This is a genomic window from Escherichia sp. KTE114 (assembly GCF_000407765.1).
Classification (GTDB): Bacteria; Pseudomonadota; Gammaproteobacteria; order Enterobacterales; family Enterobacteriaceae; genus Escherichia; species Escherichia ruysiae.
The window spans coordinates 59885-72438 of the sequence record NZ_KE136626.1; the positions used below are offsets into that span (position 1 = coordinate 59885).

10 protein-coding genes and 2 tRNA genes are annotated in these 12554 nt (G+C 50.2%); 6 read left to right on the forward strand and 6 right to left on the reverse strand.

Annotated features, from left to right (window positions below; translation table 11 throughout):
* Positions 1–45 precede the first annotated feature (45 nt).
* From emrR to WC5_RS24665, 6 genes are all read left to right on the forward strand, one after another.
* A complete protein-coding gene (gene emrR / locus WC5_RS20070) occupies positions 46–576 on the forward strand; it encodes a multidrug efflux transporter EmrAB transcriptional repressor EmrR (protein WP_000378436.1) in 531 nt (176 codons plus the stop codon).
* Positions 577–702: 126 nt separating this feature from the next.
* A complete protein-coding gene (emrA, locus tag WC5_RS20065) occupies positions 703–1875 on the forward strand; it encodes a multidrug efflux MFS transporter periplasmic adaptor subunit EmrA (protein WP_010350383.1) in 1173 nt (390 codons plus the stop codon).
* 16 nt (positions 1876–1891) lie between these two features.
* Positions 1892–3430: a multidrug efflux MFS transporter permease subunit EmrB gene (gene emrB / locus WC5_RS20060; RefSeq protein ID WP_010350384.1), complete on the forward strand. Its 1539-nt coding sequence runs from the start codon at positions 1892–1894 to the stop codon at positions 3428–3430.
* A gap of 257 nt (positions 3431–3687) precedes the next feature.
* On the forward strand, positions 3688–4395 hold the full coding sequence (locus WC5_RS20055; protein ID WP_001097133.1) for an RNA ligase family protein: 708 nt from the start codon (positions 3688–3690) through the stop codon (positions 4393–4395).
* On the forward strand, positions 4392–5495 hold the full coding sequence (locus WC5_RS20050) for an AAA family ATPase (RefSeq protein WP_000638288.1): 1104 nt from the start codon (positions 4392–4394) through the stop codon (positions 5493–5495). Before WC5_RS20055 ends, WC5_RS20050 begins: the two co-directional genes overlap by 4 nt.
* Positions 5496–6054: 559 nt before the next feature.
* Complete coding sequence (locus tag WC5_RS24665) at positions 6055–8646, forward strand: autotransporter outer membrane beta-barrel domain-containing protein (RefSeq protein WP_016231399.1); 2592 nt, start codon at positions 6055–6057, stop codon at positions 8644–8646.
* Positions 8647–8764: 118 nt separating this feature from the next.
* Here WC5_RS24665 and luxS read toward each other — a convergent pair whose 3' ends face one another.
* The 6 genes from luxS to WC5_RS20020 form a co-directional block, all read right to left on the reverse strand.
* Positions 8765–9280 (reverse strand): S-ribosylhomocysteine lyase, encoded by a 516-nt coding sequence (luxS, locus tag WC5_RS20045; RefSeq protein ID WP_001130203.1) that lies wholly within the window; start codon positions 9278–9280, stop codon positions 8765–8767.
* Between the two features lie 149 nt (positions 9281–9429).
* Complete coding sequence (gshA, locus tag WC5_RS20040) at positions 9430–10986, reverse strand: glutamate--cysteine ligase (RefSeq protein ID WP_000611833.1); 1557 nt, start codon at positions 10984–10986, stop codon at positions 9430–9432.
* Between the two features lie 72 nt (positions 10987–11058).
* Positions 11059–11487, reverse strand: a complete 429-nt coding sequence (locus WC5_RS20035; RefSeq protein ID WP_000004482.1) for a YqaA family protein — start codon at positions 11485–11487, stop codon at positions 11059–11061.
* A complete protein-coding gene (gene yqaB, locus WC5_RS20030; RefSeq protein WP_000273322.1) occupies positions 11484–12050 on the reverse strand; it encodes a fructose-1-phosphate/6-phosphogluconate phosphatase in 567 nt (188 codons plus the stop codon). The genes WC5_RS20035 and yqaB overlap by 4 nt, the downstream gene beginning before the upstream one ends.
* Positions 12051–12328: 278 nt before the next feature.
* Positions 12329–12405: transfer RNA gene (locus tag WC5_RS20025), tRNA-Arg, on the reverse strand.
* 63 nt (positions 12406–12468) lie between these two features.
* Positions 12469–12545, reverse strand: a tRNA-Arg gene (locus tag WC5_RS20020).
* Between the last annotated feature and the right edge of the window lie 9 nt (positions 12546–12554).

Here is a 12554-nt window from a genome sequence, read left to right on the forward strand (position 1 = left end):
CACTGTCGTTACTATATCGGCTAAAATTAATGAGGTCATACCCAAATGGATAGTTCGTTTACGCCCATTGAACAAATGCTAAAATTTCGCGCCAGCCGCCACGAAGATTTTCCTTACCAGGAAATCCTTCTGACCCGTCTTTGTATGCATATGCAGAGCAAGCTGCTGGAGAACCGCAATAAAATGCTGAAGGCTCAGGGGATTAACGAGACGTTGTTTATGGCGTTGATTACGCTGGAGTCTCAGGAAAACCACAGTATTCAGCCTTCTGAATTAAGTTGTGCTCTTGGATCATCCCGTACCAATGCGACGCGTATTGCCGATGAACTGGAAAAACGCGGTTGGATCGAGCGTCGTGAAAGCGATAACGATCGCCGCTGTCTGCATCTGCAATTAACGGAAAAAGGTCACGAGTTTTTGCGCGAGGTTTTACCGCCGCAGCATAACTGCCTGCATCAACTCTGGTCCGCGCTCAGCACTAGCGAAAAAGATCAGCTTGAGCAAATCACCCGCAAGTTGCTCTCCCGTCTCGACCAAATGGAACAAGACGGCATGGTCCTCGAAGCGATGAGCTAACGCGTCATCTCGCTCAAAAATCCAGATTTATAAAAGAAAAACTGACCGGCCAGCATCGCAACGTGCTGGCCTTTTTGGCAAGCAGGTCGGCTCAGCCGATGAGTTAAGAAGATCGTGGAGAACAATATGAGCGCAAATGCGGAGACTCAAAACCCGCAGCAACCGGTAAAGAAGAGCGGCAAACGTAAGCGTCTGCTCCTCCTTCTCACCTTGCTCTTTATCATTATTGCCGTAGCGATAGGAATTTATTGGTTTTTGGTACTGCGTCATTTTGAAGAGACCGATGACGCATACGTGGCAGGGAATCAGATTCAAATTATGTCTCAGGTGTCAGGCAGCGTGACGAAAGTCTGGGCCGATAACACCGATTTTGTAAAAGAAGGCGATGTGCTGGTCACTCTCGACCCGACTGATGCTCGCCAGGCGTTTGAAAAAGCCAAAACTGCACTGGCTTCCAGCGTTCGTCAAACCCACCAGCTGATGATTAACAGCAAGCAGTTGCAGGCGAATATTGAGGTGCAGAAAATCGCCCTCGCTAAAGCACAGAGCGACTACAACCGCCGTGTGCCGCTGGGCAATGCCAACCTGATTGGTCGCGAAGAACTGCAACACGCCCGCGACGCCGTCACCAGCGCCCAGGCGCAACTGGATGTCGCCATTCAACAATACAATGCCAATCAGGCGATGATTCTGGGAACTAAACTGGAAGATCAGCCTGCCGTGCAACAGGCCGCAACTGAAGTACGTAATGCCTGGCTGGCGCTGGAACGTACCTGTATTGTCAGCCCAATGACCGGTTATGTCTCCCGCCGAGCCGTACAGCCTGGTGCGCAAATTAGCCCAACAACGCCGCTGATGGCGGTCGTTCCGGCGACCAATATGTGGGTGGATGCCAACTTTAAAGAGACGCAGATTGCCAATATGCGCATCGGTCAGCCGGTCACTATTACCACTGATATTTACGGCGATGATGTGAAATACACCGGTAAAGTGGTCGGTCTGGATATGGGTACGGGTAGCGCGTTCTCGCTGCTTCCGGCGCAAAACGCCACCGGTAACTGGATCAAAGTCGTTCAGCGTCTGCCTGTTCGTATTGAACTGGATCAGAAACAGCTGGAGCAATACCCACTGCGCATCGGTTTGTCCACGCTGGTGAGTGTCAATACCACTAACCGTGACGGTCAGGTACTGGCAAACAAAGTACGTTCTACGCCGGTAGCGGTAAGCACTGCGCGTGAAATCAGCCTGGCACCTGTCAATAAACTGATCGACGACATCGTAAAAGCTAACGCTGGCTAATCCAGAGGTGCGTGTGATGCAACAGCAAAAACCGCTGGAAGGCGCGCAACTGGTCATTATGACCATTGCGCTGTCACTGGCGACATTCATGCAGGTGCTGGACTCCACCATTGCTAACGTGGCGATCCCTACTATCGCCGGAAACCTGGGCTCATCGCTCAGCCAGGGAACGTGGGTGATCACCTCCTTCGGGGTGGCAAACGCCATCTCGATCCCCCTTACCGGCTGGCTGGCAAAACGCGTCGGGGAAGTGAAGCTGTTCCTCTGGTCAACCATCGCCTTTGCTATTGCTTCGTGGGCGTGTGGTGTTTCCAGCAGCCTGAATATGCTGATCTTCTTCCGCGTGATTCAGGGGATTGTCGCCGGACCGTTGATCCCGCTTTCGCAAAGTCTGTTACTGAATAACTACCCGCCAGCCAAACGCTCGATCGCGCTGGCGTTGTGGTCGATGACGGTAATTGTCGCGCCAATTTGCGGCCCAATCCTCGGCGGTTATATCAGTGACAATTACCACTGGGGCTGGATATTTTTCATCAACGTGCCAATTGGCGTGGCGGTGGTGTTGATGACACTGCAAACCCTGCGCGGACGCGAAACCCGCACAGAAAGGCGGCGGATTGATGCCGTGGGGCTGGCACTGCTGGTGATTGGTATCGGCAGTCTGCAGATTATGCTCGACCGGGGTAAAGAGCTGGACTGGTTCTCATCACAGGAAATTATCGTCCTCACCGTGGTGGCAGTGGTGGCTATCAGCTTCCTCATTGTCTGGGAGCTGACCGACGATAACCCGATAGTCGATCTGTCACTGTTTAAGTCGCGCAACTTCACTATTGGCTGCTTGTGTATCAGCCTCGCGTATATGCTCTACTTCGGCGCCATTGTTTTGCTGCCGCAGTTGTTGCAGGAGGTATACGGCTACACGGCAACCTGGGCAGGGCTGGCGTCTGCGCCGGTAGGGATTATTCCGGTGATCCTGTCGCCGATTATTGGTCGTTTTGCGCATAAACTGGATATGCGTCGGCTGGTAACCTTCAGCTTTATTATGTATGCCGTTTGCTTTTACTGGCGTGCTTATACTTTTGAACCGGGTATGGATTTTGGTGCATCGGCCTGGCCGCAGTTTATCCAGGGCTTCGCGGTGGCCTGCTTCTTTATGCCGCTGACCACCATTACGCTCTCTGGTTTGCCACCGGAACGACTGGCAGCGGCGTCGAGTCTCTCCAACTTTACGCGAACGCTGGCGGGTTCTATCGGCACGTCCATTACGACGACTATGTGGACTAACCGCGAGTCGCTGCACCATGCGCAGTTGACCGAATCAGTGAACCCATATAACCCGAACGCCCAGGCGATGTACCATCAACTGGAAGGACTGGGAATGACGCAACAGCAGGCTTCCGGCTGGATTGCCCAGCAGATCACCAATCAGGGGCTGATTATTTCCGCCAATGAGATCTTCTGGATGTCAGCCGGGATATTCCTCGTCCTGCTGGGGCTGGTGTGGTTTGCCAGGCCGCCATTTGGTGCAGGTGGTGGCGGAGGCGGTGCGCACTAACGTTGTCAAAGGGAGCTGCGGCTCCCTTTTTATTTGCTCATTCTGCAAACGGTTGTTTTATCCACTCAATCGGTGTATCTTCTCGCCGCCTCACACTCTTCCATTCACCATTAACCGGTTCTGAACATTCGTTCAGGTTGTTAATTCTCTTTTCCCTTCGCCCTCGCTTTCGCGGGTGATACTTACATTTTTCTTTTAACCCCAAAACTCGCACCCTCGCGGGCGTACATTTATTACACACCAAATAATGGATTATTATGAATACCCAACGTAAATACGGGAGAACCTGGCACTACCCTTTCTCCCCTGGCACCACCAGCGATGACCGCATTAACACCAGTTACTGGCAAGATATGCAGGCAATTTCGCAACTGGTACATACTGAAAAACTCGACGGCGAAAATAACTGTCTTAATCGCTTCGGCGTGTTTGCCCGTTCCCATGCAGCCCCTACGGAATCGGCATGGAGCTATAAGATTCGCCAACGCTGGCAACTACTGAAAAACGATCTCGGCGATCTGGAGTTGTTTGGCGAAAATCTTTATGCCGTTCACTCCATTGAATACCGGGCACTGGAGCAGGATTTTTATCTGTTTGCCGTTCGCTGTCAGGACATGTGGTTAAGCTGGGAAGAAGTTCAGTTTTACGCCGCCTTGTTTGATTTTCCCTGCGTCCCGGAAATTTCCGGCCCGCAGCCGGGAAAAGATGAAAAAAGCTGGCAACATGATTTTCTGGCGCTGACCTGTGAGCGCGGCGCGTTCGATCCCTGGGATACGCAAACCGGGCAACCCTGTACGCTGGAAGGCATTGTCAGCCGAAATCGCGACGCATTTTCCGTTGCCGATTTTCCCCATAATGTATTCAAGTACGTGCGCAAAAATCATGTCAAAACCAGCGAACACTGGAAGCGCCACTGGCGTCGGGCGCGGATGGCCCATGAGTTCGCTTATGGAGAACAGTCATGATTTGGCGACTTACCGACGATAAACGCTGGTCGACACTTCGCCAGCGTTTTAGCTGGGTTGAGGAGATGCATCACACGCCGCAAGACCCGGAGCATCATGGCGAAGGTGACGTTGGCGTGCATACCGAAATGGTGCTTAACGCGCTCGTTGCTCTGCCAGAATTCCAGCAACTCCCCGCTCAACAGCAGGAAGTTTTATGGGCGGCGGCGTTATTGCATGATGTTGAAAAGCGCAGCACTACCGTTCAGGAAAACGGACGTATTCAGTCGCCTGGTCATGCTCGTCGGGGCGAACTGACGGCCCGACAAATTTTATGGCGCGATATCCCCACGCCATTTGTGCTGCGCGAGCAAATCGTTGCACTGGTGCGTCTACATGGGTTACCGCTATGGTTACTGGAACGTCCGGAACCGGAGCGTTTACTGCTCACTGCTGCGATGCGCGTCGACACGCGCCTGCTTGCCCGTGCCGATCTGCTTGGTCGTCATTGCCCTGATAAGCAGTCAATGCTGGAACGCATCGATCTGTTCGAGCTGTTTTGCCATGAGCAACAATGCTGGGGAAAAGCGCGCCCATTCGTTTCTGATTCCGCACGCTGGCATTACCTGACCCATGAACAAAGTTCTCCCGATTTTGTTCCCTGGGAGGCTGAACATTTTGAAGTTACTTTGCTGTGTGGCTTACCGGGAATGGGCAAAGATCGCTATATCAGTGAACAGTGCCAGGGAATGGATGTTATCAGCCTTGATGACATGCGGCGGCGAATCAATGCCAGCCCGGACGACAAAACCGCCACCGGGCGTATTGTGCAACAGGCAAAAGAAGAGGCGCGCGTTTTTTTACGCCAGAAAAAGCCGTTCATCTGGAATGCGACGAACATTACCCGCCAGCTGCGTAGCCAGCTTATCAGTCTGTTTACGGATTACGATGCGAGAGTCAGGATTGTCTATCTGGAAGTGCCGTGGTCGCAATGGAAGCAGCAAAATGCCAGACGCGAGTATGCCGTTCCTGAAGCGGTGGTGATGCGGATGGCCTCAAGGCTGGAAGTTCCACAACCTGATGAAGCGCATAGCGTGGAATATCGGGTGACTGACAGGTAGAAAGCCGGAGAATTAAACACCTGCCCGATACGTTTATCGTATCGGGCAGATTTACATTGCCTGAGAAGAGAATACTTTTGCACTTTTCTTAATGAGGAAATGTTTAATCTTATTATTTACGTGCATATAACCCATGCTTGGAAACCAGACTTACATTATTTTTTGATAATAATCCTGGTGTTTTTTATATCTAAAAAGATGTGCAAACAATAAACATGCAATTAATCAGTTACTGTTACTAACCCCGCAAAATTCCGAAAAAACATCTTATTGATTTCCTTTGCTTTTTCTTTGCTCATTTTTTATGCCTTAAGACATTTAAAAATTTCCGCTAAGTAAGATTATGCACCTTATTTTCACCCTAATGCCTAAACCATCAAAACAAATTAATATCAAATTAATCACAAATTAAACTGATTTATAATTATTGGCCTCACACACTACCCTTCATTTACAGAACAGCAACCTGATTCAGCGGCCTTAAAATCTAATTTTTTACGTAGTTACTGTGGATTCGCTATTTATCTTAAAATAAATCATAAGGATGAAAATTAACTTTATGAATATCAGACAGCATCCCTTGTCCACGCTGGCAATAGCTATTTCAACTGTGCTATCAATACCAATTTCTCAGGCATGGACACCACCAACCACTATCAACAGCGATGTGACAATCAATAATAATGATGTCGTAACCTTATCTTCATCAGAAAATAACTCACCAGTATGGGATCAATTTCGTTATCTTAATGTTGGAACAACAAGTGAAGGAACGTTGAATATAGATGGGCGGGATCTGACTACTTCTAAAATCGTCATAGGTAATGCGACGTCAGGGACAATAAAATTAGAAAATAACTCTCATCTGACACTTAGCCATGCGTCGCCTAACCAACGTGATATTTATTTAGGAACCAATGGCGGCTCAGGAACCTTAATGGTCCTTAGCGGCAGTACTATCACCGATTTAAATGAATTCAGAATTGGTGAATTTAATTACCAGGCGCAGGGACAGGTCGTTATTGACGGTGAGGGGTCATCCGTTGCCGCACGGTATGTGATGGTAGGCGATCAGGGGACGGGTAAACTCGAAATCACTCATGGCGGTCATCTTACCTCATCGGTTGATATGATCATTGGCTTTAATGGAAATATGGAGAATTTTCAGGGAACGGGATACGGCGAAACCCTGGTTGATGGTGACAATTCTTCATTAGCCGTGAATGAGTTTATCTCCCTTGGGGGATTGGGCTCATTGCTGAACGATGCAAAAGGTATTCTTACCGTTAGTAATAATGCCACGGTCAGCGCGAATCAATTTATCTGGCTTGGAATGGACGAAACCAGCACCGGTATTCTAAACATTGGTGGAGCGCAGGGAGAAGCCGAACAGAAAGCGGGAACAATCAAGACGCCGATTATCCATATGGGAAGCGATGTCGGGAATAGTACTGCCCAGATTAATTTCAACCATTCCAGCGAAGATTTTATCCTGGCGGCAGATATCGTTGGCAAAGGCGAGGTTAACCAGGCGGGTTCCGGAGTCACTACTTTAACTGGCGCAAATACTTATTCTGGTCAAACAAATATTAGTAAAGGCACCCTGCGCGCCGGTATCAACGATACCTTTAGCCCGAACTCCAGTTATGCCGTCTCCAGTGGAGGAAATATCGATTTAGACGGTTTTTCACAAACCTTAAATGCGCTGGATTTGGCAGGTACGGCAACGCTATCATCCTCAAAAAATGGCAACAATTTGACGCCTGCCACACTCACCATCAATGGCAATTACACCGCTAATAACGGTTTGTTAGTTATGCGTACCGAACTCGGCGATGATAATTCCGCGACCGATAAATTAATTGTAAAAGGCAACACGTCTGGTCATACCCGTGTGAGTGTTCACAATGCCGGTGGTCAGGGCGCCGATACGCTTGAAGGTATCCGCATTGTTGAAATAACGGGGGCATCTGAGGGGACGTTTAGTAAAGAAGGCCGTATTGTTGCCGGAGCCTATGATTATAACGTGACGAAAAGTGACGATCAGAACTGGTACTTAACCAGTGAAACCCCACTTATACCACCAGTTGACCCTGTAATTCCCGATACACCTTCACCTTACACGCCTTCGCCTTACACACCCGCTTCACCTGAACCGCAGCCGGAAAGAAAGCATCAGTATCGCCCGGAGATTGGCAGCTATGTGGCCAATATTCAGGCGGCAAATACCCTGTTTAATACCCGACTGCATGACCGTCTGGGAGAAACACAATACACCGACCTGCTGACCGGCGAGCAGAAAGTGACCAGTCTGTGGTTACGTAACATTGGCGGGCATAACCGCTTTAAGGATCGCTCAGATGAACTGAATACCCAGAGCAACCGTTATGTTCTGCAACTTGGCGGCGATATTGCGCAATGGAGCAGTAATGCTCTCGATCGCTGGCATCTCGGCCTGATGGCTGGCTATGCCAACAGTAAGAGTCACACACATTCCAACCTGACCGGGTACAACTCACGCGGGCAAATCGACGGCTACAGCGTTGGCGTGTATGGCACCTGGTACGCTAACGAAGCAGATAAAACAGGGACTTATGTTGATAGCTGGTTGCTCTATAACTGGTTTGATAACACCGTCTCCGGTGAGTATCTGCCCAGTGAAAAATATCACTCTGACGGTATCACCGCCGCTATTGAAGCGGGTTATACCTTCCGTCTTGGTGAAAGCGCAGATACCCGCACCAGCTACTGGTTGCAGCCCAAAATGCAACTGACGTGGATGGATGTGAAAGCAGACAATCATACTGAAGACAATGGCACTCTGGTTGAGGACAGCACCGAAGGTAACCTGCAAACGCGTCTGGGGGTGAAAGCGTACCTGCAAGGTCATAATGCTATTGATGATCATAAAGCGCGTTCCTTCCAGCCTTTCGTGGAAACCAACTGGATTTATAACTCCCGCAATTACAGCGTGAAGATGGATGGCATCAGCGATGAAATCATCGGCACGCGTAACATCGGCGAGTTAAAAGTTGGGGTGGAAGGTCAGCTTAATCCGCGTCTGCAACTGTGGGGCAACGTCGCCCAGCAGTTGGGGGACAATGGTTACAGCGATACCCAGGGAATGCTGGGCATGAAATATCTCTTTTAATGCCACTTTGCCGCCCGTCACGTACGGGTGGCGCGCTCCCCGCATCAACCTGATAAGCGTAGCACATCAGGCAAGCCGGACAGTGATATCACCGCCCGGCTTCTTCTGCTTAAACGGACTAGATGTGCAGTTCCTGCAACTTCTCTTTCGGCAGCGCCAGCTCCTCGTTGCTGTTGATACGCACGTCGCGTTCCAGAATGTTACGTGCAATATCCTGAGCTTCCTGCAACGAGTGCATCTGGAAAGTACCGCACTGGTAGACATTCAGTTCCGGGATCTGATTTTGATCCTTCACTTTCAGCACATCTTCCATTGCCGCCTTCCAGGCATCAGCAACACGTTGCTCATCTGGCGTACCAATCAGACTCATATAGAAACCGGTGCGGCAACCCATTGGTGAGATATCAATAATCTCAACGCCGTTGCCGTTAAGATGGTTGCGCATAAAACCAGCAAACAGATGCTCCAGGGTATGGATACCTTTTTCTGGCATTACTTCTTTGTTCGGCACGCAGAAACGCAGATCGAACACGGTGATTGCATCGCCATGCGGGGTGTTCATTGTTTTCGCCACCCGAACTGCAGGCGCTTCCATCCGGGTATGATCGACTGTGAAGCTATCTAACAACGGCATTTAGCCACCTCCGGTAATTTTTTTTAAAATATTCTGAACTCTTTGTTCCCAGGCGAGTCTGAGTATATGAAAGACGCGCATTTGTTATCATCATCCCTGAATTCAGAGATGAAATTTTGGCCACTCACGAGTGGCCTTTTTCTTTTCTGTCAGCTGTGTTTTTCCAGCCACACCTTGAACGACTCGGTATCTGCGGCTTCCATTTCCTGCTGACGACGTTTAGACGCTTCGCGCTCGGCAATAAAATCGTCTTCACGCAGAATTTCCAGCGGCTCTTCACGTAACAAATTGCGATAAGCCTCACCGAACGCTTTGCCAGTTCCGCCAATGCCAGTATCAATCATAGACCGTAAGATACGGGCGGAGAAAGTCAGATCGGGATTATCAAAGCAGGCCACCAGTTCATCGCACACTTTCTGATACGCTTCGCCGCCGTTAATGCTGTCCAGCGTTTGCGCGACGCGTTTCAGATCCCGGAACAGATCTTTGCCCACCTGCGGCAACGGGAATTGCGCAGTTTCACAGCCAATTCCCAGCGTCAGCCCCGGCTTACGTCCTTCGAGGATCACCCGGTTCCAGTTGACGCGTGTACAGGCAAGTTCACTACTGCTCATTTCCGGCGCATCAGCCAGCGCACACCAGACCATAAACAGGTCGAGGAAACGCACCTGCTGCTCATCAACACCAATCGGCGAGAAGGGGTTGATATCCAGCGAACGCACTTCGATATATTCAATGCCGCCGCGTAACAGCGCATCAGAAGGCGACTCGCCGCTGCGAGTAACGCGTTTCGGACGAATCGGCGCATACAGCTCGTTTTCAATCTGCAGCACGTTGCTGTTGATTTGCAGCCGCTTGCCGTCTTTCTCAAGACCAATCTTCGCGTACTCTTCCGACGGCGTTTTAATTGCCCGCTTCAGACCCGCTACATACTCGTAGAGATCATTAAAAGTAATACCAAGATTACTTTGCGATTTATTGGTATAGCCCAGATCGCTCAAGCGTAGCGATGTCGCATACGGCAGGTAATACATGCCGCATTCGGTTTTCTCAAACGGCAGCGACGTCGGTTTACCTTGCAGGAAAGAAGAACAAATTGCCGGAGAAGCGCCAAACAGGTACGGGATCACCCAACCGAAGCGATAGTAGTTACGAATAGCGCGGAAGTAGCCCGCAGAGATTTTCTCTTTGGCGTCAACGCCCGAGATATCACCACACTTCGCCTGCCAGAATGCCATTGGTAACGAGAAGTTGTAGTGTACGCCGGAGATGGTTTGCATCAGCGCGCCATAGCGATTTTTCAGCCCTTCACGGTACAGCGTTTTAAAGCGCCCTGTATTGGACGTTCCATACTGCGCCAGTTCGATATCCTGACCTTCCGCGATGTAACATGGCATACTTAACGGCCACATCCGCTCATCGCCAATATTACGCGCGGTATAGCGATGCAAATCGCGCATAAAGGTCAACATATGCTCAATATCGCCATCGACCGGCGTAATGAACTCCAGCAACGCTTCGGCAAAATCGGTGGTGATCCATTTATGCGTCAGTGCGGAACCTAATGCTTCAGGATGACCGGTTGTTGCCAGAGTGCCATCTGGGTTAACACGCAAAGTTTCGCGCTCAAGACCACGCTGTATCCCCTTTAATGCCTGAGGATGTTTTTCCAGCCAGGCCAGCGCCTGTGATACGTCCGGGATCAAATTGACCTCCCGCCTGTCAAAATCGTTTTAATTAGCATAACTGTAATGGTGGCCATGTGTGCAGGCCTACAATTAGTGCCACCACATCATGCCCTGAACGGTGGCTGCTGCAACCGCAACATAGCGCAACGCTTTACCAAGGCACAAAAAAAAGATTACTGGTCCCCACGAGATGCGCATCCATCCCGCTAACAGACACAGTAAGTCGCCAATCACTGGCATCCAGCTTAATAAGAGTGTGACTGCGCCATAGCGTTTCAGCCAGCCAATGGCTTTTTCTTGCCAGCGCGATGTTTTGCGCAATGGAAAGAAACGCCCAAGGATAACGTTAGTTAACCCTCCAAGGCTATTACCCATTGTTGCTGTTAATACTAAAACCCAGGGATGACTCACCCCAGAAAGTAACATTGCGACCAGCATAACTTCCGAATTGCCGGGTAATAGTGTAGCGCTGAGAAAACTACTGGCAAACAACGAGAAGAGCGACAGCGACTCACTCACAGCAAGCGAACATCCACGGCGTCCATCCCTGCGGCGCGAGCGGCCTGTATACCAAAATCGGCATCTTCAAAGACAACGCAATGCGTTGGTTGCACGCCCATACGCTGCGCACACAGCAAAAACGTGTCTGGTGCAGGTTTATGGTGTTTGACGTGATCGGCAGCAATGACTACATCGAAATAACGACGTAATCCGAGGTGCGTTAGCAGCGCCTCAGCGATGGCGCTTTCACTCCCCGTACCGACAGCCATTGGGCGACGACCGTGCCAGCTTTTCACCACTTCAACAAGGGGAAGCGGTTCGACGCTATCGAGCAACATGCTTCTTACGGCATCGGTTTTCTCGCGGGCTAATGCATGGGGATCGAGATCGGCCTGATTCAGCTCAATGATCGCCTGGGCTATACGCCAGGTGGGCGAGCCATTAAGCGCAATCATGGCCTGTACATCGTACTGAAGACCGTAGCGTCCTAATACTTCACGCCACGCTTTACGGTGCGTGGGTTCTGTATCCAGGATTGTGCCATCCATATCAAAAATTAAACCTGCATAACGCTCGTACATTGTCTTCTCGCAAGTCGAAAAATATGACGCTACTTTAGCGTAATTGCTTGATTTTGTCGCCGATGCGAAGGGGAAGATTATTCAGGATATGGATAAAATAGTTATTTAGAAATGAGATGTTTTTGGAGGAAATTTTTGGAGAAGATGGTGCATCCGGGAGGATGACTCACTGACGTTCGCCCTTCGGGCCGTTGCTGGCGCAACGTTATCCTCCCTGCTGCCTGCGGTTAATACCGCTATCTCTTCGATACCTTCATTGCTGAAGGTTACGGAGAATATGGTGCATCCGGGAGGATTCGAACCTCCGACCGCTCGGTTCGTAGCCGAGTACTCTATCCAGCTGAGCTACGGATGCATCGGGAAAATTTATTTTACTGCTGATATTGATACCGCTGCTAAAGCCATATCAAATAAGAAATGGTGCATCCGGGAGGATTCGAACCTCCGACCGCTCGGTTCGTAGCCGAGTACTCTATCCAGCTGAGCTACGGATGCATCGGGAAA

Bases quoted from the DNA above. Each gene is read 5' to 3' on its own strand.
- emrR (WP_000378436.1), top strand. From the start codon at position 46: ATGGATAGTTCGTTTACGCCCATTGAACAAATGCTAAAATTTCGCGCC.
- emrA (WP_010350383.1), top strand. From the start codon at position 703: ATGAGCGCAAATGCGGAGACTCAAAACCCGCAGCAACCGGTAAAGAAG.
- emrB (WP_010350384.1), top strand. From the start codon at position 1,892: ATGCAACAGCAAAAACCGCTGGAAGGCGCGCAACTGGTCATTATGACC.
- WC5_RS20055 (WP_001097133.1), top strand. From the start codon at position 3,688: ATGAATACCCAACGTAAATACGGGAGAACCTGGCACTACCCTTTCTCC.
- WC5_RS20050 (WP_000638288.1), top strand. From the start codon at position 4,392: ATGATTTGGCGACTTACCGACGATAAACGCTGGTCGACACTTCGCCAG.
- WC5_RS24665 (WP_016231399.1), top strand. From the start codon at position 6,055: ATGAATATCAGACAGCATCCCTTGTCCACGCTGGCAATAGCTATTTCA.
- luxS (WP_001130203.1), bottom strand. From the start codon at position 9,280: ATGCCGTTGTTAGATAGCTTCACAGTCGATCATACCCGGATGGAAGCG.
- yqaB (WP_000273322.1), bottom strand. From the start codon at position 12,050: ATGTACGAGCGTTATGCAGGTTTAATTTTTGATATGGATGGCACAATC.